The sequence below is a fragment of the Rahnella variigena genome, from assembly GCF_003610915.1.
Classification (GTDB): Bacteria; Pseudomonadota; Gammaproteobacteria; order Enterobacterales; family Enterobacteriaceae; genus Rahnella; species Rahnella variigena.
The window spans coordinates 132,384-156,940 of sequence record NZ_NSDJ01000002.1; the positions used below are offsets into that span (position 1 = coordinate 132,384).

Annotated in this window: 21 protein-coding genes; 10 read left to right on the forward strand and 11 right to left on the reverse strand. The window is 53.3% G+C overall.

Features of this window, described 5'->3' with window-relative positions; genetic code table 11:
• Positions 1-5: 5 nt before the first annotated feature.
• From pqqE to fhuE, 8 genes are all read right to left on the reverse strand, one after another.
• A complete protein-coding gene (gene pqqE / locus CKQ54_RS22530) occupies positions 6-1,139 on the reverse strand; it encodes a pyrroloquinoline quinone biosynthesis protein PqqE (protein ID WP_425272818.1) in 1,134 nt (377 codons plus the stop codon).
• Positions 1,126-1,383 carry a pyrroloquinoline quinone biosynthesis peptide chaperone PqqD gene (gene pqqD, locus CKQ54_RS22535; RefSeq protein ID WP_232829931.1) on the reverse strand — a complete coding sequence of 86 codons (258 nt, stop codon included), beginning with the start codon at positions 1,381-1,383 and terminating at the stop codon, positions 1,126-1,128. The genes pqqE and pqqD overlap by 14 nt, the downstream gene beginning before the upstream one ends.
• Positions 1,384-1,409: 26 nt before the next feature.
• Positions 1,410-2,177 (reverse strand): pyrroloquinoline-quinone synthase PqqC, encoded by a 768-nt coding sequence (gene pqqC, locus CKQ54_RS22540; RefSeq protein WP_120162222.1) that lies wholly within the window; start codon positions 2,175-2,177, stop codon positions 1,410-1,412.
• 12 nt (positions 2,178-2,189) lie between these two features.
• Entirely contained in the window at positions 2,190-3,101 is a 912-nt protein-coding gene (gene pqqB, locus CKQ54_RS22545; RefSeq protein WP_120162223.1) for a pyrroloquinoline quinone biosynthesis protein PqqB, read from the reverse strand.
• 57 nt (positions 3,102-3,158) lie between these two features.
• On the reverse strand, positions 3,159-3,230 hold the full coding sequence (gene pqqA, locus CKQ54_RS22550) for a pyrroloquinoline quinone precursor peptide PqqA (RefSeq protein WP_013578120.1): 72 nt from the start codon (positions 3,228-3,230) through the stop codon (positions 3,159-3,161).
• 170 nt (positions 3,231-3,400) lie between these two features.
• The gene (locus CKQ54_RS22555; RefSeq protein WP_120162224.1) at positions 3,401-4,438 is read right to left on the reverse strand and encodes a dipeptidase; all 1,038 of its coding nucleotides are present in this window, start codon (positions 4,436-4,438) and stop codon (positions 3,401-3,403) included.
• A 15-nt stretch (positions 4,439-4,453) separates the two neighbouring features.
• Complete coding sequence (locus CKQ54_RS25455) at positions 4,454-4,756, reverse strand: hypothetical protein (protein ID WP_147412488.1); 303 nt, start codon at positions 4,754-4,756, stop codon at positions 4,454-4,456.
• A gap of 398 nt (positions 4,757-5,154) precedes the next feature.
• Entirely contained in the window at positions 5,155-7,377 is a 2,223-nt protein-coding gene (gene fhuE, locus CKQ54_RS22570) for a ferric-rhodotorulic acid/ferric-coprogen receptor FhuE (RefSeq protein WP_120162226.1), read from the reverse strand.
• Positions 7,378-8,272: 895 nt separating this feature from the next.
• Between fhuE and CKQ54_RS22575 the strand changes: the two genes are divergently transcribed.
• From CKQ54_RS22575 to blaRAHN, 7 genes are all read left to right on the forward strand, one after another.
• Positions 8,273-9,175 (forward strand): homocysteine S-methyltransferase family protein, encoded by a 903-nt coding sequence (locus tag CKQ54_RS22575; protein WP_120162227.1) that lies wholly within the window; start codon positions 8,273-8,275, stop codon positions 9,173-9,175.
• Positions 9,176-9,242: 67 nt separating this feature from the next.
• Positions 9,243-10,784, forward strand: a complete 1,542-nt coding sequence (locus CKQ54_RS22580) for an ABC transporter substrate-binding protein (protein ID WP_192878644.1) — start codon at positions 9,243-9,245, stop codon at positions 10,782-10,784.
• Between the two features lie 94 nt (positions 10,785-10,878).
• Positions 10,879-11,817, forward strand: a complete 939-nt coding sequence (locus CKQ54_RS22585; RefSeq protein WP_120162350.1) for an ABC transporter permease — start codon at positions 10,879-10,881, stop codon at positions 11,815-11,817.
• A gap of 18 nt (positions 11,818-11,835) precedes the next feature.
• On the forward strand, positions 11,836-12,651 hold the full coding sequence (locus CKQ54_RS22590; protein ID WP_120162228.1) for an ABC transporter permease: 816 nt from the start codon (positions 11,836-11,838) through the stop codon (positions 12,649-12,651).
• Complete coding sequence (locus CKQ54_RS22595) at positions 12,648-14,237, forward strand: ABC transporter ATP-binding protein (RefSeq protein WP_120162229.1); 1,590 nt, start codon at positions 12,648-12,650, stop codon at positions 14,235-14,237. Before CKQ54_RS22590 ends, CKQ54_RS22595 begins: the two co-directional genes overlap by 4 nt.
• Positions 14,238-14,575: 338 nt before the next feature.
• The gene (locus tag CKQ54_RS22600) at positions 14,576-16,240 is read left to right on the forward strand and encodes a methyl-accepting chemotaxis protein (RefSeq protein ID WP_120162230.1); all 1,665 of its coding nucleotides are present in this window, start codon (positions 14,576-14,578) and stop codon (positions 16,238-16,240) included.
• A gap of 125 nt (positions 16,241-16,365) precedes the next feature.
• Positions 16,366-17,253, forward strand: coding sequence for an RAHN family extended-spectrum class A beta-lactamase (gene blaRAHN, locus CKQ54_RS22605; RefSeq protein WP_120162231.1), 888 nt, complete (start codon positions 16,366-16,368; stop codon positions 17,251-17,253).
• Between the two features lie 83 nt (positions 17,254-17,336).
• Here the strand turns inward: blaRAHN and CKQ54_RS22610 are convergent, their stop codons facing one another.
• Positions 17,337-18,326, reverse strand: a complete 990-nt coding sequence (locus CKQ54_RS22610) for an aldo/keto reductase (protein WP_120162232.1) — start codon at positions 18,324-18,326, stop codon at positions 17,337-17,339.
• Positions 18,327-19,068: 742 nt separating this feature from the next.
• Here CKQ54_RS22610 and CKQ54_RS22615 point away from each other — a divergent pair.
• Together CKQ54_RS22615 and CKQ54_RS22620 are read left to right on the forward strand one after the other, a co-directional pair.
• Positions 19,069-20,454, forward strand: coding sequence for a diaminobutyrate--2-oxoglutarate transaminase (locus tag CKQ54_RS22615; protein WP_120162233.1), 1,386 nt, complete (start codon positions 19,069-19,071; stop codon positions 20,452-20,454).
• An 18-nt stretch (positions 20,455-20,472) separates the two neighbouring features.
• Positions 20,473-21,945 (forward strand): pyridoxal phosphate-dependent decarboxylase family protein, encoded by a 1,473-nt coding sequence (locus CKQ54_RS22620; protein WP_120162234.1) that lies wholly within the window; start codon positions 20,473-20,475, stop codon positions 21,943-21,945.
• 168 nt (positions 21,946-22,113) lie between these two features.
• Here the strand turns inward: CKQ54_RS22620 and CKQ54_RS22625 are convergent, their stop codons facing one another.
• Together CKQ54_RS22625 and CKQ54_RS22630 are read right to left on the reverse strand one after the other, a co-directional pair.
• Positions 22,114-22,491: a hypothetical protein gene (locus tag CKQ54_RS22625; RefSeq protein WP_112286534.1), complete on the reverse strand. Its 378-nt coding sequence runs from the start codon at positions 22,489-22,491 to the stop codon at positions 22,114-22,116.
• Positions 22,491-23,111 carry a hypothetical protein gene (locus CKQ54_RS22630; protein ID WP_120162235.1) on the reverse strand — a complete coding sequence of 207 codons (621 nt, stop codon included), beginning with the start codon at positions 23,109-23,111 and terminating at the stop codon, positions 22,491-22,493. Before CKQ54_RS22630 ends, CKQ54_RS22625 begins: the two co-directional genes overlap by 1 nt.
• Before the next feature lie 302 nt (positions 23,112-23,413).
• Here CKQ54_RS22630 and CKQ54_RS22635 point away from each other — a divergent pair, with 302 nt between their 5' ends.
• Positions 23,414-24,526: a mechanosensitive ion channel family protein gene (locus CKQ54_RS22635; RefSeq protein WP_120162236.1), complete on the forward strand. Its 1,113-nt coding sequence runs from the start codon at positions 23,414-23,416 to the stop codon at positions 24,524-24,526.
• The last annotated feature ends 31 nt before the right edge of the window (positions 24,527-24,557 follow it).

Here is a 24,557-nt window from a genome sequence, read left to right on the forward strand (position 1 = left end):
GCGTTTCAGCCTTTGAAGATCAGTTGCGAGTTCGCGCGGTTGCGGAACTGGAGCTGATTGATCTGAATGTTGGTGCAATTCGCCTGCTCGCGTGCGGCGAGGATCATGCCGTGATGTTCAGATTTGGAACACACCGGATCGGCGTTATCAGCATTGCCGGTCAGCATAAATGCCTGACAGCGACAGCCGCCGAAATCCTTCTCTTTTTCAGAGCAGGAACGGCAAGGTTCCGGCATCCAGTCGAAGCCACGGTATTTGTTAAAGCCGAAGGAGTCGTACCAGATTTCCTGCAGGGTATTTTCCAGTACCGATGGGAATTCCACCGGCAGCTGGCGCGCGCTGTGGCACGGCAGCGCCATGCCTTCCGGCGTGACACTTAAGAAAATCGCGCCCCAGCCGCCCATGCAGCCTTTCGGACGTTCTTCGTAATAATCCGGCGTCACAAACAGCAAATTCGCCAGATTACCGGTTCCGGCCATTTTCTCGCGGTACTGATGTACCACGTCTTCGGCGCGGGCGATCTGCTCCCGGGTCGGCAGCAACCCTTCGCGGTTGAGCTGTGCCCAGCCGTAAAACTGACAAGTCGCCAGTTCGACATCGTCGGCGTCCAGCTCAATGCTCAGGTCGATAATTTTGTCGATCTGATCGATGTTATGGCGGTGCAGCACGAAGTTCAGCACCATCGGATAACCGTGGGCTTTTACTGCTTTTGCCATCGCCAGCTTTTGCTGGAAAGCTTTAGCATTGCCCGCCAGCGCGGCGTTCAGCTCTTCGTCACTGGCCTGGAAGCTGATCTGAATATGGTCCAGACCGGCTTGTGCAAACGCATCGATTTTCTTTTCCGTCAGCCCGATCCCGGACGTGATCAGGTTGGTGTAAAAACCCAGATCACGCGCAGCGCGGATGAGCTCCGGCAAGTCTTTACGCACCAGCGGTTCGCCGCCGGAGAAACCGATTTGCACCGAGCCCATTTCCCGCGCTTCTTCAAACACCTTGATCCACTGGGCGGTGGTCAGTTCTTTTTCCTGTTTGGCGAAATCAAGCGGATTCGAGCAATACGGGCATTGCAGCGGGCAGCGGTAAGTCAGTTCGGCCAGCAGCCACAGTGGCGGTTTGACCGCAGGTTTAAGCAGGTTCACGGAAGGTAATCCACTTTTGTGCATGGGCCTGAGCGAAGAAATCTTTGACGTCATCATTCACGCCACCGGCTTCAGGGAAGCGCTCATTCAGCTCATCAATGATATTGGCAATCGTCCGCTCGCCGTCGACCAGTTGCAAAATAAACGTCGCACTGTCGTTGAGTTTTGCCATGCCTTCCGGATACAAAATCACGTGGCAGTCCTGCGTTTTTTCAAATTGCATGCGGTAGCCGCGGCGGAACATCGGCGTGTAGTGTTCGGTAATGGTGATCACAGAAGTCGTCCTTTGTGCCAGACCGCCAGTTGCGTCACGCTGTGGTACGGCGGGCGGTTAAGTTCGTAAGCCAGGGTCATGGAATCGAGCATGCTCCACAGAATGTCGAGTTTGAATTGCAGGATTTCCAGCATACGCTGTTGTTTTTCAACGGTATCGCAGTATTCCAGCGCCAGTTGCAGGCCGTGTTCGACGTCGCGATTCGCCTGACTCAGACGGCTGCGGAAATAGCCGTAACCCTCTTCCTCGATCCATTTGTAATGCTGCGGCCAGGTGTCGAGACGCGCCTGATGGATTTGCGGGGCAAACAGTTCAGTCAGCGAGCTGCACGCCGCTTCCTGCCAGACGGCGCGGCGGGCAAAGTTGACGTAGGCATCGACGGCGAAACGCACGCCCGGCAACACCATTTCTTCTGACAGCAGCACATCACGATCCAGACCGACCGCTTCACCCAGTCGCAGCCAGGCTTCGATACCGCCTTCACTGCCGTCATAACCGTCGTGATCAAGAATACGCTGCACCCATTTGCGGCGGGTCAGGGGATCCGGACAGTTAGCCATAATAGCCGCGTCTTTCAGCGGAATACTGGTCTGATAATAGAACCGGTTCGCTACCCAGCCCTGAATTTGCTCGCGCGTCGCCTGACCATTGTGCATCGCAATATGGTAGGGATGATGGATGTGGTAGAACGCGCCTTTGGCACGCAGCGCCTGTTCAAATTCTTGCGGCGTCATCGGTGACGTCGGGTGTGAAGAAGTCGTCATAATCGTATTTACCTAAAGTTCGATGCGCATCCCGTCCCGGCTGACTTCAATATTTTGCTGCGTCAGCGCCTGCCGCTCGGCAGAGGATTCATTGAGGATCGGGTTGGTATTATTAATATGGATGAGAATTTTGCGTTCCGCCGGAAGGGAAGAAAGCAGGGCAATCAGCCCCTGTTCTTCGGCAAGCGCCAGATGGCCCATGTCTTTGCCGGTATTGCGGCCAACGCCGGTGGTCGCCAGCTCGTTGTCCTGCCACAGCGTGCCGTCAATCAGCAGGCAGTCAGCTTTATTGAGCCACTTCATCAGCTCGTCGTCTGGCTCGCCCAGACCCGGTGCGTACAGCAGCGAGGTGCCGGTTTTCGTGTCTTCAATAAACAGCGCGATATTGTGGCCGGGGAGCGGTTTGCCGCGGTATTTCGAATAAGGCGGTGCGTTGCTCAGCAGCGGAATGGCAGTGAATTTCAGATCCGGGCACACGGCCACGGAGAAGCTGTTCTCCGGTTCGATAGCGTGGTGTTGCAGGCCGCCATTCCAGTGCGAAAGCATGGTGAAAATCGGGAAGCCGGTAGTGAGATCGTCGTGGACTTCCGGCGTACACCACACCTGATGCGGGCAGCCTTCGCGCAAATTCAGCAGACCGGTGCAGTGATCAATCTGGCTGTCGGTCAGGATGATGGAACCGATGGCGGTGCCGCGCAAAACGTCGTGTTTAATCAGTTCGGGCGTGGCGGCTATCTGGTGGCAAATGTCCGGCGAAGCGTTACACAGCACCCAGTCTCTGCCGTTGTCGCTGACGGCGATAGAAGATTGCGTGCGCGCGGAGGTTTTCATGGTGCCATTGCGCACACCCTGACAGTTGCTGCAATTGCAGTTCCACTGCGGGAAGCCGCCGCCAGCCGCTGAACCAAGTACGATAATTTGCATGTGTGAACCAGGGGAAAGGGAAGGAAGATGCCCACAGCGAACCGTGGGCATAAGGGCTTAGCGGTTAGAAATGTACAGCGTCACTTCTAAGCCTAAACGCAGGTCTTCGAAAGAAGGTTTAGTCCACATGATAACGTCCTCTTGGTGATTACAGTTTTAAGTTCACTGCCGCTTTCATTGCGGAAGGTGATCGGCTTATTGTCAAATATCGCCGGTTTGGCTACAAAAATGTTGCGATGGTGCCAGACCGATATTGCCCTGTAAGCCACAGGGATTAGCGCAAAACGCCGGATGAAAAACTATTCACCCCACGTTTGCTTTAATACTTTCAGCCAGTTGCGGTACGCGATTTTTTCGATAAGCGGCTTGCCGTAGCCCGCATCAGACATGGCCTGCAACAGAACGGGCAGTCCGGCAACATCACCCAGCGCGTCCGGCACATTGATACCGTCGAAATCCGAACCAAAACCGACATTTTCTTCGCCCAGTTTACCAATAAGGTTATCAAGATGTTTAACAATTTCGGTGATCGGGGTGTCGCCGTTGCGTTTCCCATCGGCACGCAGGAACGCGGTGCCGAAATTCACGCCAACAAAGCCGTCACTTTCGGCAATGGCGGCCAGTTGTTTATCGGTCAGATTACGCGGTTGCGGGCATAACGCATGGACATTGGAATGAGTGGCGACCAGCGGGGCATCGCTGAATTTTGCTGTCTGCCAGAAGGCTTTTTCGTTCATGTGCGAGACATCGAACAGAATTTTTTTGCGGTTGCATTCACGCAGTAAATCAAGCCCGGCGGGCGTCAGGCCATCACCGGTATCCGGCGAACCCGGAAAATCACCTTTGACTCCAGTACCAAACTGATTGGGTAAATTCCACAGCGGCCCGATGCTGCGCAGCCCTTTTTCATACCAGACTTCCAGCCGTGAATAGTCATCGCCCAGCGCTTCCGCGCCCTCGATATGCATCACCATTGCCAGCAGGCCGTGAGCCATACAATGCTCAATTTCGGCGACCGTCCGGCAGATTTTTGCCCGCCCGGATGACTGCGTTTCAAGGCGTTCAAGCAATGAAATCTGCGCCTGCGTGATGGCTAACGCGTCATGCGGTTCTGGCGGAGAATTTGGCTTCAGTTGCGGCATATACGAAGCAGGTGGTACGAAAATGGCAAATAAACCGCCTGCGAAACCGCCGAGGCGACAACGCCTGAGATCGAGATGCCCTTCAAGTGCGCCATCAAGAAACTGAGCAGCAGGATCTGCTGCGTCATGCAGCCACAGGCGAAGTAACAGGTCGTTATGACCGTCAAAGACAGGGGGATTGGGGATGGTGTTCATGATGTTAATGGTACTTTATAAAAGCATGTTGAAACATGGGGAATTATGTAAGTTTTGGTTTTTTGCACGGATCGGTGCAAAGGGGGCGATTTTAAAATCAATTTCCAGGTCAAGGTCAAGACCGTGGGCGTCGGCCCACACCGACCAGAGACCCGGTAACGCGCGGGCCTCTGGACTCCGCGCTTTTTTACTGCGCGCTGTCGCAGGCACGACGGACATGTTCTGGTGCAATAGTGAGTGGCGCAAAATGTCATCGCTGCGCGATCCCCGAATTTCAGGCTTCGAGCCAAAGGTCTCGAACCGTTCATTCGGTGCCATTTTTGATCACGCCAATCAACCTTTTTAAAAGATGAAAAACAGTATGCCGTTGAATTTAAGATCGTGGGGGCGATTCAGAAAGCTTGCTGAACGGAGCGGCCTGAAGACCTCAGGCTTCAGGACCGAGAGAAGGTACCGCGCAGCGGCAAGATTTCCAGCCTGTCGCGGAGATACCTGAAACATAGCCAGCGAGCGGAGCGCGTATTGAAAAAGCGAGGGGAGTTCAGAGGGGAAAGCCTTTCCCCTCTGGTCGGTTTCGGCGCAGCGCGTCATGTGACCGCAGCACTTGAGAAACCGAAATATTCTCGATCCAGCCCTCACGGCGAGTGAGAAACCGAAATATACCCGTTCTGCCCTCACTGCAAGTGATAAGCCGCAATTGCTGCGGCCTGAGCAAATCAGAAACTATAGCTCGCCGTCACCGACACATTCCGCGGCTCGCCATATACCACATACTGGTTCACGCTGGTGTCATATTCCTTGTCGAACAGGTTGTTGATATTGCCCTGCACGGCCAGCTGTTTCGTGACCTGATAACGGCTGAACAGATTGACCAGCGCGTAGCTGCCTTGCTCTGCATAACGGGTGCCGTTGCCGCTCGGGCCAGGGACGTCCTGCCAGACGTGAGTCTGCCAGTTCACGCCACCGCCGACGGTCAGATCCTGCAACATCGGCAGACGGTAGCTGGAGAACAATTTCAGCTGGGTGCGCGGCAGTTGCGGGTTAACCGCATCACCGTTTTCATCTTCTGCAATGTAACGGGTGCCGCCGAACGTCATCTGCCAGTTATCGGTCAGTGCGCCGTTCACTTCAAATTCCACGCCACGGCTGACGGTGCCGTCTTTCCCTTCATAGGCCGTATCGGTCGAGCCCGGGATTGTACGTCCGGTACTCTGCGCAACGTTGTCCAGTTCTGCGCGGAAGATGGAAACGGACGCTGTCAGGCGGCTGTTAAACCAGTCAGATTTCACACCCGCTTCGTAGTTTTTACCGATGACCGGGGAAAGATACGCGCCGTTGATATCACGGTAAGTCTGTGGCTGGAACACCGAGGTGTAGCTCGCGTAGGTCGACCAGGTATCGTTGATGTCAAACACCAGACCGGCATACGGCGTGATGTTGTTCTTCTCGATCTGATCGGTCAGCGTGTGCGAGTTCCAGTTGGTGTAACGCGCCCCGACGATCAGATGCAGCGGATCGGCCAGTGAAAGACGAGTCGCAACATAGGCTGACTTTTGACGGATAGTGTCGTCTTCGGCCAGAGAACGCGGGTTCCAGTCGGTCTCAGGGAACTGTCCGTTGAAATCATTAAAGTTGCCGAGCTCTTCGGTGGAAATATTGGCAAAGGAACTGTAATAGGTGTTCTGCTGTTTGCTGTAGCTCACGCCGGTCATCAGCTCGTGCTGACGGCCAAACAGCTGATACGGGCCACTGGCAAAGGCATCGACGCCATCGACTTTACGCTTACCGGTGTTGTAGCCGGTACCCGCAACGACCGGATATCCGGCATAGGCCGATTCACCGACGCCGGTGGTTTTATCAAATGTGCCGTCGATATACATCATCTTAGAGTCGATGTGCGATTCGGTATGCGTGCCGTTCAGGGTTGCCTGCCAGCCGTTGTCGAAGGACTGTTTCAGGGTGGTGAACAGCTTGGTGGTTTCTTTATCGCTGTAAGCCCAGTCCGGTGCCGAGTTAAAACCACGGCGATAGTCTGTTTTGCTGCCGTCCAGATACCAGCGCGGCATTCCGCCCCAGGTCGGGCTGTCGGTGTTGGTTTGCTGGAATTCGTAGCCCGCCGAAAGCAGAGTGGAATCGGTCAGGTCAGCATCCACGGTGGCATACACGAATTTTTTGGTCGCGCCGTAACGTTCAACGTAGCTGTTTTTATCCTGATAACCGGTGACAAGACGGCCGCGCACGCTGCCGGATTCATTCAGCGGGGTAGATAAATCCGCCACATAGCGTTGTTTGTTCCAGCTGCCGTAACTGGCGGCAACGTTACCGGTGAACTCTTTACTGTCGGCATGTTTACGCACCTGGTTAACGGACGCTGACGGATTCCCCGGACCGGTCATCAGGCCGGTCGCACCACGGACAACTTCGATACGATCATAAATGGCCGTGTCGGACTGGGAATCACCAATGTCCCAGCGTGGGTCAAAGGTGGTCGGGATGTTATCAACCATGTAGTTGTCGATCAGAAAACCGCGCGCGTAGTAGGTACGGCGGTCAAGGTCAGAGACACTTTCCTGGATCCCGGTGGTGTTTCGCAGCACATCACCCAGCGACTGAAGCTGCTGATCCTGCATACGTTGTGTGCTGATAATGCTGACGGACTGCGGGATATCGCGTGCAGTCAGCGCCATTTTGGTGCCCGCGGTGGTAACCGGCACACTGTAATCGGTCGCTGAGGTATCTGCCGCGCTGGTGTCGTTCTGACCGGTGACGACAACCGTGTCTTCAGCGGTTTTTTTTGCGCTGGCTTCTGCTGCATAAGCACTATGCAATGAAGATGAAACCAGCAGGGCAATGATGGAAAGTGAAAGTTTCTTTCCTGAATTGTTTTGAGGATTTTCCTTAACACTCCTGACGGCGTAATTCCCTGTAAAATTTGACATAAGTATTCTCCACACGGTTATTTTCTTATTTTTTAAACCACTGCATTTTTTTATGAATACGGCTTTATCAGCATGAGCAAACCCCGCCAGGATCCCCGGAACAAGGGCTGGAGAAGATAAAATGAGCATGGTTAATAAAACGAATGAGAATAATACGCATTGGGTTTACTGCTGTAAATAAATATTACAGACAGGGGGAGAGGGTGCGTGGGTTGGCCGCCCACACCGATAGCCGCAACGCTCCCTCCCCTGCGAAGGGAAGGGTTGGGGTGGGGTATTAAAAATAAATTAAGAAGCAGGAGTTTGCTCTGACCAGAACAAACAGTGTTTGCGCTTAAAACCCCCTCCCAGCCTCCCCCTTCGCAGGGGGAGGAGCAAAGATAAAAAACAGTATGCCGTTGAATTTAAGATGGTGCGGGCGATTCAGAAATCTTGCTGAACGGAGCGGCCTGAAGACCTCAGGCTTCAGGACCGAGAGAAGGAACCGCAAAGCGGCAAGATTTCCAGCCTGTCACCGGGATACCTGAAACATAGTGTCTGGCGGAGCGCGTATTGAAAAAGCGAGGGGAGTTCAGAGGGGGAAAGCCTTTCCCCTCTGGTCGGTTTTGGCGCAGCGCGTTAAGTGATCGCAGTACTTGAGAAACCGAAACATTCTCGATCCAGCCTTCACGGCGAGTGAGAAACCGAAATATTCTCGATCCAGCCCTCACGGCGAGTGAAAAACCGAAACATTCTCGATCCAGCTCCTCACCGCCAGGTGAGAACAATTTGCAATTAAAAATCCACCTTTTAGCCATTAAGAAATCTAGACATCTAAACGTTCGTTTTGTAGAGTGTCATCACCTGCCGTGTTAACGATTGATTCGGCTAAGAAAAATACGATGGTGGTGACACAATGTTCAGTAACATTCAAATCCTCGATGGCGGCATGGGTCGCGAACTGGCCCGGATGGGCGCTCCTTTTCGTCAGCCGGAATGGTCTGCGCTGGCGCTGATAGAGGCTCCGCAGTTTGTGCGTGCCGCGCATGATGCCTTTATCGCTGCCGGTTCTCAGGTGATCACCACCAACAGCTACGCCGTTGTACCGTTCCACGTCGGGGACGATGTTTTTGCTGAGCAGGGCGCGGCGCTGATCGCTCTTTCCGGCAAACTGGCGCGTGAAGCGGCGGATGCGGCTCCGGCTAAGGTGCTCGTTGCGGGTTCGCTTCCTCCGGTTCTGGGTTCTTATCGCCCGGATCTGTTCGAACCGGTGGCGGCTAAAAAATTACTTCAGGTGCTGGTGGATAACCTGACCGGTAACGTCGATGTCTGGCTGGCGGAAACACAGAGTTCTGTGGCGGAAGTTGAAGCGGTGCGTGATGTGCTGGGCGATGACCCCCGTCCGCTGTGGCTGTCCTTCACTTTGCAGGACAATCTTGATCCGCAGGGCAATGCGCTGCTGCGTTCCGGCGAATCCGTTGCTGAGGCGGTGAACGCTGCACTGCGGATTTCTGCCGGTGCGGTGCTGTTCAATTGCAGCCGACCGGAAGTGATGGCGACGGCGGTGAAAACCGCACGCGCTGCACTGACCGCGCAGGGATCGGCGCTTGATATCGGTGTCTATGCCAACGCCTTTGAACCTTCCGATAACACGCGCGGTGCCAACGAAGGGCTGAGCAAAATGCGTCAGGACACCGATCCTGCCGGATACCTCGATTTCGCCAAAGACTGGGTGGCGCAGGGCGCGACGATGGTTGGCGGCTGCTGCGGCATCGGGCCGGAACATATTGCGGCGCTGAAAAAAGCCTTCGTTAAATAACGTCCATAAAAAGAAAAAATCACATTTATATTCTGAAGGCATCCTTCGGAGACAGGGGAAACACATGATTGATCGTCGTTCGTTTATTAAAAGTGCGGGGGCACTTACCGTTGCTGCGGCAACGCATTCTCTGTGGCTGGGAAATGCTTTTGCTGCGGAGACAGATAAACCGAAAAAAGGCGGCCATCTGGTCGTCGGCGTAGATAACGCCTCAAGTACTGACCGTCTGGATCCAGCGTTCTGGTTCGAAACTTATATGTATTTCGTTGGCTCGCAGATGTTTAACAATCTGGTGGAAATCGACGAAAACGCGAAGCTCGCGCCGTCGCTGGCCGAGTCGTGGGCTTCCACTGACGGCAGCAAAACCTGGGTGCTGAAAATCCGTCAGGGCGTGCAGTTCCATGACGGTCGCTCACTGGGCGCGAAAGACGTGGTGTATTCCCTTAATCACCATCGTGGCGAGAAATCCACGTCGCCGGTGAAAGGGTATCTGGATCCGGTCAGTTCCATTGAAGCTACCGGTGAACATGAAGTGACGATCAAACTCACCGCGCCGGACGTCGAATTCGTCTGGCTGCTGAGCGCCGTGCATTTCGCCATTACCGCTGAAAACGAAAGCTTTGATAAAGGCATCGGTACCGGCGCCTTTATCCTGGAGAAATTCCAGCCGGGCGTCACCACGCTGACCAAACGCAATCCGAACTACTGGAACAGCGAACGTGGTCATGTCGATTCGGTCGAAACGCTGGCAATGAACGATTCTACTGCCCGTGTGGCCGCGCTGGTCAGCGGATCGGCGCAACTGATTAACCGCGTGAATCCGCGCATTGTCAGCCGCATCGAGCGTATGCCGAACCTCAAACTGGTGCGTGCCAAAGACAGCATGATTTACACCTTCCCGGGGCTGTCGAATCTCGCGCCGTTCGATAATGTTGATGGCCGTCTGGCGCTGAAATACGCCATTGATCGTCAGAAAATAATCGACACCGTGCTCGGCGGTTATGCCAGCGTGGCGAATGACAACCCGATCTTCCCGTCGAACCGTTACTTCGCGAAAGACATTCCGCAGCGTCCGTACGACCCAGAAAAAGCGCAATTCCACTGGAAGAAGTCTGGTTTCAGCGGTCCGCTGACGCTGAATGTGGCTGATGCCGGTTTCCCCGGCGCAGTCGATGCCGGTCAGATTTATCAGCAATCCGCGGCCAAAGCGGGCATTAACCTGAATGTGGTACGCGTGCCGGACGATGCGTTCTGGAATGATATCTGGCAGAAGAAAGCTTTTGTTTCGTCTAACTGGGCAAACCGTCCGACTGCTGATGCGCTGCTTTCACTGGTGTTCACCAGCCAGTCTTCGTGGAACGAATCGGCGTGGCATGTGCCTGAGTTCGATGCGATGGTGAAAGCCGCACGCGGTGAACCGGACGAAGCGCGCCGCAAGCAGATTTATCACGATATTCAGGTGATGCTGGTCGATCAGGGCAGCGAAATCATTCCGCTGTATGCCGATGCGCTCGATGGCTGTTCTTCCAAAATCAAAGGGTTCACCTCCGTTCCGGGGATGCCGCTGAGTGGCAACCGCGCGGCGGAAAAAGTCTGGATCGAAGGCTGAACCGGGTAAAAATATGTCTGACTTATCTGCACAACAGAAAGCGACTCAACGGCCTGCGGGCCGTTTTTCGCAACCTCATTCCGGCCTTCTGAGCATGGTGCTGGTGCGCCTGTTTTATGGCGTGCTGGTGGTGCTCGCGGTCTCGGTGCTGATTTTTGCCGGTGTGCAGCTGCTGCCGGGCAATGCCGCGACGGCTATTCTGGGCCAGAGCGCGACGCCGGATGCCATTCGCGAACTGAATCTCCAGCTCGGGCTGGATAAACCGGCCGTCAGCCGCTATCTGAGCTGGTTGTTTGGCGTGCTGCACGGTGATTTCGGCACCAGTTTTTCTACCCGTGAAGCCATCAGCGGTCCGCTGTTTACCCGTCTGGGCAATACGCTGTTTCTAGCCGGATGCACCGCCGCGATTGCGGTTCCGCTGGCGCTGCTGATCGGGTTTATCTCAGTGCGCTATCACGGCAGTGTTATTGATACGCTGCTCAATGTGATCACCCGCGCGACGGTCGCGTTGCCGGAGTTTTTCTCCGGTTATCTGCTGATCCTGATTTTTGCCATCACGCTGGCGTGGGCGCCAAGCAACAGCAGTATCACGGCAGATATGCCGCTGACGGCCAAACTTTCAGCGATTTCCCTGCCGTGTGCCACGCTGGTGCTGGCGATCCTCGGGCATATGAGCAACATGACCCGTGCTGCGCTGATTGCCGCGCAAAGTTCGGCGTATGTCGACACTGCGCTGCTGAAAGGGTTGTCGCCGTCGCGCATTTTGTGGCGTCACGTTTTACCCAATGCTATCGGGCCGATTATTAACGTCGTGGCGATTAATCTGGCGTATCTGATGGTTGGCGTGGTGATTGTCGAAAACGTGTTTGTGTATCCGGGACTCGGACAATACATGGTCGACAGCATCAGCAAGCGTGATATTCCGGTGATGCAGGACTGCGCGCTGTTACTGGCCGGCATTTATATCCTGCTGAATTTGCTGGCAGATGTGATGGCGCTGATCTCAAATCCGCGTTTACGCCACAACCGCTGAATCTTAGGAATAGTTGTCATGCCTGCATTAAAACCTGCTTCGATTCTCGGCCTGCTGGTGCTGAGTCTGTTTATTGTTATCGCCATTTTTGCTCCGTGGCTGGCGCCTCATGCACCGGATCAGACGCTCGGCATGTCGTGGGATTTACCGGGACCCAACGCACTTCTTGGCACCGATAATCTCGGACGTGATCTGCTTTCCCGGCTGATCTGGGGCACACGCGTTTCCCTGGGCGTGACCGCGCTGGCGGCGCTGGTGGCGTTTATCGTCGGCTGTACGCTGGGCTTTATCGCCGGACTGCACGGTGGCTGGCTGGATCAGGTGATTTCCCGCTGCAACGATATCGTGATGGCGATCCCGACGCTGATCCTGGCACTGATCGTGCTGGCTGTGTTACCTAAAACCATTCTGGTGCTGACGCTGGTGCTCGGTTTACTGGAATCTACCCGTGTACTGCGTGTGGCACGTTCTCTCGCGGTGGATATCGGCGTGATGGAATTTGTCGATGTGGCGCGTCTGCGCGGCGAAAGCCTCGGCTGGATCCTGTGGCGGGTCATTTTACCGAATGCATTACAGACGTTAATTGCCGAATTCGGCCTGCGTTTTATCTTCATTTTGCTGTTCCTTTCCGCGCTGTCTTTCCTCGGTTTAGGCGTTCAGCCACCGACCGCCGACTGGGGCGGACTGGCACGCGATAACAAAGACGGCATTCTGTTTGGTGTCTGGGCGGCATTAATTCCAGGCGGTGCCATTGCCGTGCTGGCGCTGGCGGTCAACGCAGTGGCGGACTGGCTGATGAGCGGTCAGCGTCGCGTCTGGGGGAAAAAAGCATGAATGAACAGTTACTGAACGTTGAAAACTTGTGTGTGGTTTCGCAGGGAAAAAGTCCGCGCACGCTGGTGGATAATGTCTCTTTTACCGTCAGACGCGGCGAAGTGCTCGGACTGATTGGTGAATCAGGTGCGGGCAAATCGACCATCGGACTGGCAATCCTCGGGCATTGCCGTCAGGGGATGCGCATTCAGTCAGGCAAGATTGCCTTCAGCGGGCAGGACCTGACGCAGCTTTCTGACCGACAGTTGCGTCAGGTGCGCGGCAGGCAAATTGCCTATGTGGCGCAATCTGCCGGTGCGGCGTTTAATCCGGCGATAACGCTCGGCGAGCAGGTGATTGAAGCAGCGCTGAAACACAATATTTTTAACCGCCAGCAGGCGCAGGCGAGGGCAATTGAGCTGTTCGAACAGCTTGGTTTGCCGGAGCCGCAGCAGTTTTATCAGCGCTATCCGCATCAGGTTTCCGGTGGCCAGTTACAGCGGGCGATGATTGCGATGGCACTTTGCGCGGGGCCGGAACTGCTGATTTTCGATGAGCCGACGACGGCACTGGATGTTACCACGCAGCTCGGCGTGCTAAAGGCTATCAGCGATGTCATTCGTCTTTCCGGCGTGGCGGCGATTTATATCAGCCATGATCTGGCGGTGGTCGCGCAGATAAGCCATCACATTATGGTATTGCAGCATGGCAAAATGGTGGAGCACGCGCCGACGGCACAACTGCTGGCTGAGCCTCAGCAGGATTACACCCGCCGCCTGTTACAGGCGCAGGGCAAGACCAAAACACCGCAAACCGGCGACGCGCCGCTGATGCTGACGATCAGTAATATCAGCGCCCGCTATCATGCGCAGCCGGTGCTGCAAAACATCTCACTCAGTTTGCCGCGTGGCCGCACGCTGGCGGTCATTGGTGAATCGGGTTCAGGCAAATCGACCCTCGGAAAAGTGATTTGCGGATTACTGGTGCCGGAATCAGGAGATGTCAGCCTGGAGCAGACCTTACTTCCCGCCGGACTGCGTCAGCGCAGCCGCGTGCAATTGCGCGATGTACAGATGATCCATCAGATCCCTGATACGGCGCTTAACCCGAAAGAGCGTATCGGCGGCCAGATTTCGCGCGTGCTGGCGTGTTTTACCACGCTGAACCGCAGTGAGCGTGAGGCACGGGTAAAAGCTTTGCTGGCGCAAGTCGGGCTTAATGCTGAACTGGCAGAGCGTTTTCCTGATGCGCTTTCCGGCGGTCAGAAACAGCGCGTTTGTATCGCGCGGGCACTGGCGGCTGAACCCAAAGTTATCGTTTGTGATGAGCCCACCTCGGCACTCGACCCGTTAGTCGCCCGCGATGTGCTGGCATTACTGCGCCAGATCCAGCAAGACACCGGCATTTCTTACCTGTTCATCACTCACGACTTGCAGGTGGTGCGGGAAGTCGCCGATGACGTCGCGGTGCTAAAACAGGGCGTGATTGTGCGCCAGGGCCCGGTCAGCTCCACTTTGGCCGAACCGCTGGACGATTACACCCGCGAATTGCTGCACTCCGTACCTGAGATTCGGGTCGGCTGGCTGGAAGAAATGTTTGCTAATTAATACTCCTCCTCCTGCCCGGCGGTTTCGTTGTGCTCCTCCCCCTGCGAAGGGGGAGGCGGGAGGGGGTATTAATGACGAAAAGAAAGCTTAAGTGAATTTCAACGTTATCGACTGACCTTAATACCCCACCCCAACCCTCCCCTTCGCAGGGGAGGGAGCAGAATGGTCATCCTTATTTACACTTTCCTAATATTCTCTTCGCTAAAGATTCCTTTATTTATACCGATAACCCTGTTGGATTAAATAAATATCTGCAAAGTAGTTCCTCTATGTAATCAATATTTTGAAATATTTTTTCATTGTATTTATTTTATTGGCCAGGAAACAAGGGAGAAGGAATGTTTAAAGCGATCAACAATATGCGTGTCGGTGCCCGTCTGGGTGCGGCATTTAGTCTGGTGATACTGCTGCTGATCATCGTCAGCGTAACGGCAGTGACGAAAATAAGCAGTATTAACAGCACTATCGAACAAATAGTCAGCGACCGTTATGTCAAAGTGCGGCTGGCATTTGATGTCCGTGACGGGGTGAACGATCAGATTAAATATCTTCGCGGTATTGTCATCGATACCAAAAATCCTGAGCAAAATAAAAAACGTTATTTACAGCTTGATGACACCGTTAAACAAACTAATTTAGCGATGGATAAAATCGCCGCTATCCAGACGACGGTGACAGGCAAACAAAAGATTAAAGCGTTGCAGGATGCCAGTGACACCTTTGAAGCCGCGAAAGAACAACTGGTCAATTTAGCGCGTGCCGGGGATATGGACGGCGCGACGGAATTCGTTCTGCGCAAACTGACTACGTCACAAAATGCTTATCTGGATCTGGCAACGGCGTTTGCCGACTCGCAGGATCAGCAGTTACAGAGCGAAGGCAAAACGGCGATTGCCGATGGCGCAACGGCGATTCAGCTGACACTGATTTTCTCCGCGCTGGCGATTCTGGTGGCGGCCACGCTGGGCTTTTTCCTCACCCGTTCTATCACCCGTCCGCTGAATACTGCCGTAAAAGTGGCAGAAAACGTCGCGGCAGGGGATCTGACCACGCAAATCCACGTGAGTTCAAACGATGAAACCGGTCAGCTCATGCAGGGGTTGAAAAACATGAACGAAAACCTGCTGAAGATTGTGACCGAAGTGCGTGCGGGTACCAACGCGATCCACAGCGCCTCGGGTGAAATCGCGGCCGGAAACCTGGATTTGTCTTCACGCACCGAACAGCAGGCCAGTTCGCTGGAAGAAACGGCCTCGGCCATGGAGCAGATGACCGCGACTGTGAAGCAGAATGCCGATAACGCGCGTCAGGCCAATCAGCTGGCGGCGCAGGCTTCCCGCGTGGCTGTGCAGGGCGGAGAAGTGGTGGGCGAAGTGGTTCACACCATGGAAGGCATCAACGCGTCTTCACGCAAAATCGTCGATATCATTGCCGTAATTGACGGCATTGCGTTCCAGACCAATATTCTGGCGCTGAATGCTGCGGTTGAAGCCGCGCGCGCCGGTGAGCAGGGGCGCGGTTTTGCGGTAGTGGCCTCTGAGGTGCGGAATCTGGCGCAACGATCTGCCAGTGCTGCGAAAGAGATCAAAGTGCTGATTGACGATTCTGTAGCGAAAGTGGATAACGGCACGCAACTGGTCGCCAAAGCCGGTTCGACGATGGCGGAAGTGGTGTCCAGCGTGAAAAGCGTGACCGACATTGTGGGCGAAATCGCTATCGCCAGTAACGAACAAAGCACCGGCATTGAGGAAATTAATAAAGCCATTACGCAGATGGATGAAGTGACGCAGCAGAACGCCGCACTGGTTCAGGAAGCGTCGTCGGCAGCGTATTCTCTCAATGAGCAGGCGGAGCGTTTATCACAAGCCATCAGCATCTTTAAAGTCAGCGCAGGTTCTGCGACGGCGGCGGTGCGTAAGGCTGCTCACGCGAAAACACCGGCCTTGTTGTCAAACCGCCAGCCGGTTCCTGCCGTTGAAGAAGGTAACTGGGAAACTTTTTAAACTTCCGCATAGTTTCTGAAAAATTTCTGTTTTACGTCTGAAACCCGACAAATTCTGTCGGGTTTTTTACTTTATGTGTCAGCTTTTGCCATAATCCCTTCGCCAATATAAAGGAGAAGGCTTTGATGATGAAAAATACCCTGCGTAAAACCGTGCTGATGGCAGCGGCTGTGGTGCCAATGCTCGCATTCAGCGCGCCGTCATGGGCGCAAACTGCGACGAAAATGACGTCAGTTCAGCAACAGCTGACGGCGTTGGAAAAAGAAAGCGGCGGACGTCTTGGCGTGATGCTGATTGATACGGCGGACAACTCGCAAATTGCTTATCGTGCGGATGAACGTTTTGCGATGTGCAGCACCAGTAAGTTCATGGCGGCTTCGGCGATCCTGAAAGAGAGCGAAGTGAAGAAAAATCTCCTTACTCAGCATGTCGCGTTGAAAAAATCGGATCTGGTGAATTACAACCCGATTACCGAAAAGCATCTCAACGAGGGTATGACGATTGGCGAACTGGCGGCAGCGGCCTTGCAATACAGTGATAACACCGCCATGAATAAGCTTATCGAACATCTCGGCGGGCCACACAAAGTCACCGATTATGCACGTACGCTGGGCGACAACACTTTCCGTCTGGATCGCACCGAACCGACGCTGAACACCGCCATTCCGGGCGATGAGCGCGACACCACGTCACCGCGTGCGATGGCGCTGAGCCTGCAACACGCGACGCTGGGCTCCGCGCTGGCGGAACCGCAGCGCGCACAACTGGTGGAATGGATGAAAGGGAATACCACCGGCGCGATGAGCATCCGCGCAGGATTACCGGCGACCTGGATTGTCGGCGATAAAACCGGCAGCGGCGATTACGGCACGACCAATGATATCGCAGTGATCTGGCCTGAAAACAAAGCGCCGCTGGTGCTGGTAACGTATTTCACCCAACCGGAAAAAGATGCAAAATCTCGTCGTGATGTGCTCGCCAGTGCGGCCAAGATAGTGACGCAGGGTTATTGATCCACGCACATAAAGATCAATTAAAAAAATAAGAAAAGGGTCCGCAGGGACCCTTTTTTGTGTCTGTTTAACGCCTGATCCGGTTAACGGCCAACGCGTGCCATCAGTGAAGCCGGATAACGGTCGCCCTGAACTTTCACGGTCTCCAGTGCGGTGGCTATGGTGCGCAGTTCGGCGTCTGACAGCGTGACCTCAGCAGCGCCGAGATTTTCTTCCAGACGGTGCAGTTTAGTGGTTCCCGGGATCGGCACTATCCACGGTTTCTGTGCCAGCAGCCAGGCTAACGCTATCTGCGCGGGCGTCACTTTTTTGTCCTGAGCAATCTGGTGAATAACTGTGATCAACTGCTGATTGGCCGCCAGTGCTTGCGGAGAAAAACGTGGCACAAGGCTCCGGAAATCATCACTGCCGAACGTTGAATCAGCAGTGATGGAACCGGTCAGGAAACCTTTACCGAGCGGACTGAATGGCACAAAGCCGATGCCCAGTTCTTCCAGCGTGGGGATGATTTCCTGCTCCGGCTCACGCCACCACATCGAATATTCACTTTGCAGTGCGGTCACCGGTTGTACCGCGTGCGCACGGCGGATTGTCTGCGCACCCGCTTCGGACAGTCCGAAATGCTTCACCTTACCTTCGCTGATCAGGTCTTTCACCGTACCGGCGACGTCTTCAATCGGTACTTCCGGGTCAACACGGTGCTGATAGAGCAGGTCGATAACGTCGGTTTTCAGACGCTTCAGCGAGCCTTCAACGGCCTGGCGGATATGTTCCGGGCGGCTGTTAAGGATTTGCTGCTTATTATCATCGCCGAAAGTGAAACCAAATTTTGTCGCGATCACCACTTTGTCACGAACCGGTGCCAGCGCCTCGCCAACCACTTCTTCATTGAGATAAGGGCCATAAACTTCAGCGGTATCAAAGAAAGTAACGCCCCGTTCGACCGCAGCGCGGATCAGTTCAACCGCCTGTTTGGTCCCCGTGGCAGGCCCGTATCCATGGCTCAGACCCATACAACCCAAACCGAGTGATGAGACTTCAAGGCCGGATTTTCCCAGCAGACGTTTTTGCATGTGGTTTTCCTCTGATTGATTTCTTAAATCCTGTCATCTTGTGATTATGGGATTTCCCGTTGCGGGCAACGGCAGGTGATGTAGTGTCAGTCATACTAGACGCTGAACTTTCATCAGATTAGAGGGGGTTATCTGCAAGAGCTTATGAGCAGGATTCATGAATCAATATGAGGCCGTTGTTATATCCTTGAAAAGTGGCCCTGTATTAAAGGTTTTAATAAGCAGTAATAAAAGTCCGGATTATTTCGTCCCTAAGTGGAATTGATCTCGTTGTAATATATTTAAACATTTATATCAGGCCAATATTCAGCCAGTTACTGGCGATATAATTATTATTGACACTTATCTGCTGTCCCCGAGACTATAATTGCAATGTTCACTATGACGTCTGATCCGGGTATCCCAACCTGTGCGGCGTCAAGCCTATCTGGCCAAACCTCTTCGCGATTTCGTCAGCAGGAAGTGCCTGCCGGGATCCCTGTTTAGCCTGTATTTAACAGGCCGGAAGTGCTTTTTAGGCCTTTATTAATGACCCCGTAATGGGCTAAACTCAGCACGATCGTTCATTAAATCAGCAACATATTGATTAGTATGCAAAATAATAAACAATTCTATACAAAATAAATTATTGAGGTGGGGGCAAAAAAGCCATATATTGGCCGCGTTTTTCACAGGGTACTTACTTTTAAATTCCATTTATTCAATTGCGGCGTTACCAATAACCCGCGGTTGTAGGAGAGATATGATGACGGATAAAGTCCGTATTGACAGTTTAGGTGCGAATTCATTAAACGGAAACAATGAAACCTATTTGGCGAGACAAGCTGAATTTGAATCGAATGTTCGGAGCTATCCTCGTAAATTGCCTCTGGCAATCGCGAAAGCCAATGGCGTGTGGATCACTGATGTTGAGAATAATCAATATCTTGATTGCCTGGCAGGCGCGGGTACGCTGGCTCTGGGACATAATCATCCTGACGTGCTGCAAAGCATCCAAAATGTCATTACCAGCGGCTTGCCGTTACATACACTGGATCTGACAACACCGTTGAAAGATCAGTTCTCCGAATATCTGCTTTCTGTGTTGCCACAACAGGGCAAAGAATATTGCCTGCAGTTCACCGGCCCGTCCGGTGCTGATGCTGTTGAAGCGGCAATGAAACTGGCTAAGAAAGTCACTGGCCGTACCGGTATCATCAGTTTCTCTGGTGGCTACCACGGCATGACGCACGCCACGCTGGCGGTGACCGGTAACCTGTCTCCGAAAGAAGCGGTTAACGGCATGATGCCGGAAGTGCAGTTTATGCCTTATCCGCACCAGTACCGCTGCCCGCTGGGCATTGGCGGTGACGCTGGCGTCAAAGCATTAACTTACTACTTCGAAAACCTGATCAACGACGTGGAAAGCGGCGTGCGCAAACCAGCGGCTGTGATCCTGGAAGCCGTTCAGGGCGAAGGCGGCGTGAACCCGGCTCCGGCTGAGTGGTTGCAGCGCATCCGTAAAGTAACTCAGGAACACGGCATTCTGCTGATCCTCGATGAAGTTCAGGCGGGTTTCTGCCGTACCGGCAAGCAGTTCGCCTTCGAACACGCAGGTATTGAGCCGGACATCATTGTGATGTCTAAAGCGGTGGGCGGTGGTCTGCCACTGGCTGTTCTGGGTATCAAAAAAGAGTTCGACGCCTGGGCGCCGGGTCACCACACCGGGACCTTCCGCGGCAACCAGCTGGCGATGGCGACCGGCCTGACCACGCTGAAAATCCTGAAAGAAGAAAAAATTGCCGAGAAAGTGGCTGCACAGGGCGAGTGGCTGAAAGGCAAACTGGCTGAGATGCAGAAACGTTATCCGGTAATTGGTCACGTGCGCGGTCTGGGTCTGATGATCGGTATCGAGATCGTGAAACCGAACGAAGCGCAGGATCATATGGGTTGCTACCCGGCTGACGGCGAGCTTTCTGCCCTGTTGCAGAAAAAATGCTTCGAAGCAGGCCTGATCCTCGAACGCGGTGGCCGTAATGGTTGCGTTCTTCGCCTGTTGCCTTCCCTGCTGATCACCAATGATGAGCTTGGTATTTTCCTCGATAAGTTTGAGCAGGCGCTGTTAGCGGCTGGCGTCAAGCCTGTCTGAGCGGAGTAAGAGATTCTGATGTCCGAGTTAAACCCGATTCTGGCAGGTTCAGCGCAAAGCACTGAAGCCTATCAGCAAGCCATTGCGCAGAGCAGTGAAGCTGTTGTGCAGTGGCTGCAACAACCTGAGATGTATCAGGGCAAAACCGTTGCTGAGCTGCGTGAACGTATCAAACTGGACTTCAATCCAAACGGCCTGGGTAATCAGGCCGCGATTGAACGCGCCATTGAATACTTTTTAAAAGACAGCCTGTCTGTACATCATCCGCAGTGTGTTGCGCATCTGCATTGCCCGAGTCTGGTCGTCAGCCAGGCCGCGGAAGTGCTGATCAACGCCACTAACCAGAGCATGGACTCCTGGGATCAAAGCCCGTCAGCGACCATCATTGAGATGAAACTGATCGAATGGCTGCGTACTCAGGTTGGCTATCAGGCTGGCGACGCGGGCGTGTTCACCAGCGGCGGCACCCAGAGCAATCTGATGGGGCTGATGCTGGCGCGTGATGCCTTCTTTGCCCGTCAGGGTCATTCCATTCAGCAGGATGGTCTGGTCGGTAATCTGCGTAAAGTTAAAGTGTTATGTTCTGAAAACGCGCATTTCTCTGTGCAGAAGAACATGGCATTGCTCGGTCTGGGTTATCAGTGCGTGACGCTGGTGAAAACCGACGAGTTCGCGCGTATGGATCTCAACGATCTGCGCGATAAAGTCGCACAGGCGCAGGCCAATGGCGATCAGATACTCGCGATCGTGGCGACCGCCGGGACCACCGACGCCGGTGCTATCGACCCGCTGCGCGCCATTGCTGAACTGGCCGCTGAGCATCAGATTTGGGTTCATGTGGATGCGGCGTGGGGCGGTGCTCTGTTGCTGTCCGAAAAATACCGCGACTATCTGGACGGCATCCAGTTAGTGGATTCCATCACTCTGGACTTCCACAAACAGTTCTTCCAGACCATCAGCTGTGGCGCGTTCCTGCTTAAAGAAGAACGTCATTACGAGCTGATGCGCTATCAGGCGGCTTATCTGAACTCTGAGTTCGACGAAGCTGCTGGTGTGCCAAATCTGGTGTCCAAATCGCTGCAAACCACCCGCCGTTTCGATGCACTGAAACTGTGGATGGGTCTTGAAGCGTTAGGGCAGAAACAGTATGCCGCCATCATCGATCACGGTGTGACGATGGCTCAGGAAGTCGCGCAGTATGTGACTTCTGAAGCCGCGCTGGAACTGGTGATGAAGCCTCAGCTGGCGAGCGTGCTGTTCCGTTATCGTCCTGAGCAACTGGCGGGCAGCAGCGATGCGGCTATCGCGTTGCTGAACCAGAAAATCGGCGATGCGCTGCTGGAATCTGGTCGCGCCAACGTAGGCGTTACTGAGCATAGCGGCGTGACCTGTCTCAAGCTGACTCTGCTGAACCCGACAGTAACGCTGGAAGACGTAAAAGTTCTGCTGGCGCTGGTTGAGAAAACCGCACAGCAACTGCTGAACCAGTAAGTTTTAGTTCTGCGCCCAGGCGCAGCCAAAAGCCGGTGATACGAAAGTGTCACCGGCTTTTTTATGTCCTTATTCACCGCAGGCCCTTTGTATTGCTGAACCACGGGAAAAAAGAACCCACCTGATGGTGGGCTGTGTAAGGGGTAATGCTGAAAGTATGCGACTCAGCTAAATCAGGGTTTGCTTGTCAGGTAATTTCATTGGCGGGTGAGCGGAGTAATGAACAAATCTTGCCGATGTAGTATTTTCATTTTGATAATGCACCACATGGCTTGATGTCCAGTCACCAAACGGCTTGCTCTGATTATATGACTGGTGACCGACATGGTAATGCCAGAGTCTGTTGGCGATTGCATACTGGATCAATTCCAGCCTCCTGGTGTGATTGAGACTGACTCCTGCTGAGGACTTATTCCTTCCCGGCAGGGAACTAAATCCACTTGACTTCAGCAATGCGACGAAGTCGCCAACGACCTTAACCTCTTCTTTTTTCAGGGTTAACATCAAATTAATGAATGATTGTGAATAAGTTACACTGACAGTCATTATGCATCCTTTCTCATTGACTCGATCCAATTGGCAAAATCTTCACCAGTAGTAACCCAATCAGGGTGGTTAACGCTTTTTGACTGGATAGATTGGGACATCACGTTAAGGTCATACGAAAATTCGTCGCTGCTTTGGGTCTGATATAGAGCAACGAGCTCACAGAGTTCACTGGTTATTTTTTGATAATCTTCAAAAGATTGCAGTGCCTTGGTCTTCATATATCGCAGATGCGTGATGTGGGGAGCCCAGGCTTCATGCATTTCGGCTTTAAAAAAGGTATATAGCATTCTTTTATTACCTAGCGAAATCTCAGCAACCCGTGAACGAAGATTTTCAGCTGAGTTCTCTTTAATCTGAAGGCCTTCTATGTCTGCTTCAGTTCCTGATTTCAGAGCCAAAATCATTTTGCTGCCTTCGATACATTGAAGCCTCACCGAATCAACAATGGCATCTGTTTTCTTTATTGCGTCCGACACCTGTTTTTTAGTCAGTGAACGATGATGGCTTCGATCAAAATCATCCAGAGGCCGCTCAACCACCTGAGAAGCCTTTCTAAATATGCCATCAACCTTATCCAGGTCGGGGCTAAAAAATGCCAAAGCCTCAATGCCAATCATCTCATTCATCCTTTGAGTTTATTGTGTATATCCCTTTACCGCAAATAGCCCGTAATCATTGTTCGGGCAGATCCTTACTTATTTCATAACATCGGATTTCATAACATCGGATTTCATAACATCGGACTCGCCCCAGAAATCATAGTAAACGAGCCAGTCACTCATTTATATACCGATGGCGCTAAGCCTTTAGCACGTTCTCTTTTCAGAAAACCCGCCTAATCACCGAACTTTCCTATTCTTCCGACCGCCAGGGCCTCGTTTCCTATACTGGTACTTTGTGCTGAAAACGGGGAGGGACGATGAATGTTCTGTCACATTTTAATTTTATCGCGCTGGTGATGACACCAGCATTCTGGATTGGCGTCGCGACGATGGTGATGGTTACGCTGGTGACTTACTGGCTACTGAGCTGGTTACTGTCGTTTCTGCGCAAAGGCGTTAAGAGCTGGGGGGAGGTGCATCCGGCGACCAACAGAATGCGATTTATATTGGGCGATATTCTCAACCGCACTAATAATCTGCTGATATTCGTCGCCGCATTCCTGTTCAGCCTGCGGTTCGTCGATCTGCCGGACAATCTCTACAACACCATCAGCCATGCGTGGTTTCTGGTGCTGGCGCTGCAAATGGCGCTATGGCTTGATCAGGGTGTGGTGTCGTGGTTGCGGCATATCATGCGGCAGCCGGGCATGAACAAAAATCCGGTGACGCTGGTGATCACCGGTCTGATATTCCGCGCGATGGTCTGGTCGGTAATGCTGTTATCCATTCTGGCTAACGTTGGCGTCAACATTACCGCGCTTGTCGCCAGTCTGGGCGTGGGCGGTATTGCTATCGCGCTGGCTATCCAGACCATTCTCAGCGATGTGTTTGCCTCGCTGTCGATTGGCTTTGATAAGCCTTTCGAAATTGGTGATTTTGTGGTGTTCAATGATGTCGCCGGTACGGTGGAACATATCGGCCTGAAGACCACACGCATCCGCAGCCTGAGTGGGGAACAGATTGTCTGCGGGAATGCCATTTTGCTTCAGCAGACGCTGCATAATTACAAGCGTATGCAAACCCGCCGTATCGTGTTTAATTTTGGTATCGCCATCAATACCCCGCCGGATAAGCTGCGCAATATCGGTGACATGGTCAAAGGGATTATTATCGACGTCGGCGAAACCAAATTTGACCGGGCGCATCTGCTGGGTTTTGGTACCGACCGTTTGAATATTGAGGTGGTTCATATCGTTAATACTGCCGACTACAACAAATATATGGATATCCAGCAGGAAATTAATATCCGCATTATCGAAAAGCTCATGGAAAACGGAATTGAGATGGCGCTGCCTAATATGATTGTTAAAACACCGGAGAAAAGTGGCGTTGGAGAATGGGAAGCTGCCAGCGCAAAACCGCAGGGTTAGGATAAAAAAGGGTTGCCGCACATCACAGTGC